The sequence below is a fragment of the Polaribacter sp. M10 genome, assembly GCF_054968445.1.
Window position 1 is genome coordinate 1 of sequence record NZ_JBSSBG010000050.1, and the last position, 1,829, is coordinate 1,829.

Below are 1,829 nucleotides of genomic sequence, written 5' to 3' on the forward strand. Positions count from 1 at the left end.
CTAAAAGATATTAAAGATGTCATTGAGAACAAAAAGAAGGCTCAAACACTAAATAACAATAATATAAAAAGCAAAAAAATATCCGAAAGAGCTTTTACTCTAAATCAAAAATTCTTGCTTCTTAAGAAAACCGGATATATAAACTTAATAGTCAATAATTTTGACCCAAAAATCCAACACAAAATTTTTAGTGCTATTTGTAATTGTAGTGAAGATACTTCTAGAAAAATTCATAATGGGAGCTACAAAGACCTTTGGAGTTTCAGCAACTTTTAAAACATATTGAAAATAATAAAAAGTAACCATATATGGCACTTTTTTGGATCTGTTATGGTTCTACAGTTTAGGTTGCTATCTTAACCTCCTTTTTCTTTGCATAAAATTTTAAATAGATGCAAAGGGTAATAACCGTTAAAATGACACTATAAGAGCTTCCAGAGCTAATCAATCAATCTGTAAAGAGAGCTATAAAAGATTCCTTCTCAAACCCAAAGAAGAAATATATCAGTCTTTCAAGTAAACCTCACTTAATTCGAAAAGAGACTACAACGATTTTTGGTGTTAGCTTAATTGCATCAATGATTACTAATTAACCTTAGTCAATTTTATATGCATAAAATGACACTAAAAAAACAATTTAAAAACCAGATAACTATAACCACAGTAAAAGTAAGTTGACTTTGTCAATTACAAAATGTTATAATTGTATAAAATAGAAGACAGTATGCAAAAGATACAATTTACATTATAAAGGCTAGAAATAATTCTAATAATCGGGTACTAAACCAATAAGTGTGTAAGTAAAGTTATTCTGAAATTTACGTATACATTTATTGTAAGACTAAAAGGGTTATTAAACTAAGATTTTTTAAAACAATTCAAAAACAAGATCAGAACTAGCCAGTTTTATAAAAAAGCTCCACAAACGCGGAGTTGAAAAAAATACTTGAAGGCGAATTAGATGCACATTTAGACCACGCAAAGCATCAAAAAAGTAAAAATCCCAATTAAAAAAATGGTAATAGAACAAAAAACCATTAAAACGAGTTTAGGCGAGACTCAAATTCAAAATTTAGTTATTTAGAGAGTGTAGGTTCCATTCCCACCTGGAGTACTAAAGAAAACCTCAACATGCATGTTTAGTTTTTTTTGTTGGGTACAAGATAGGTACAACAAATTGATGTTTTATTTGTATTAAAATATGTCATGCACAAAATCAAATCACATATATGATTAATTAAAATAAAATACTATATTTATACAAACATAAGTAAACAAATAGATGAAAAAAGAATTAATATTAAAATTTGAGATATTTGGTATAATAGAAGAAATAGATTATTGGTCTGATATGGTTGAAGCGTATGCACAGAAATATAGTTTCGATAAAGAGTATTTAGAACATCAAGGTGTACAAAATCCAAAAACAGAATTAGATTTTCAAAAGTACAAGGAATTTAGAGCGAAAGATCTAAGGGAGAAATTTTTACAAAATTATGAAGGAAAAGTTTTTGAATTTTACTATTCAAACACTAAAAAATGGAAGAAAATTATTAAGAACTATATCTCGAAAAACTTCTAAGGTATTTTTAGATTTTTTTAAAGTAAGAATTAGGTAGCTCTCTAAATCATTTAGAACTAAAAAACACAATCTCGATTTAAAATATACCGTTTTATTTCGGATAAAGATAGATTAAAAGAGAAGGGGGCTCCCTTCTCTTTTAATCATAAAACTCCGAAAACGAGATCACTTCACTCATCATAGATTCCCAAGCAAACCAGGCAAGCCAATTAAAATATTGTACCTCATCAGTTGGACTTGGTTTATT

At 27.8% G+C, this 1,829-nt stretch carries 2 protein-coding genes; both read left to right on the forward strand.

Going from position 1 to position 1,829, the window contains the following annotated elements; genetic code table 11:
- The coding region (locus tag ACWYN7_RS17210) for a hypothetical protein (protein WP_462861211.1) at positions 1 to 276 on the forward strand (276 nt) is incomplete at its 5' end.
- Positions 277 to 1,282: 1,006 nt separating this feature from the next.
- Positions 1,283 to 1,582, forward strand: coding sequence for a hypothetical protein (locus ACWYN7_RS17215; protein ID WP_462861212.1), 300 nt, complete (start codon positions 1,283 to 1,285; stop codon positions 1,580 to 1,582).
- Positions 1,583 to 1,829: the final 247 nt, after the last annotated feature.

Bases quoted from the DNA above. Each gene is read 5' to 3' on its own strand.
- ACWYN7_RS17215 (WP_462861212.1), top strand. From the start codon at position 1,283: ATGAAAAAAGAATTAATATTAAAATTTGAGATATTTGGTATAATAGAA.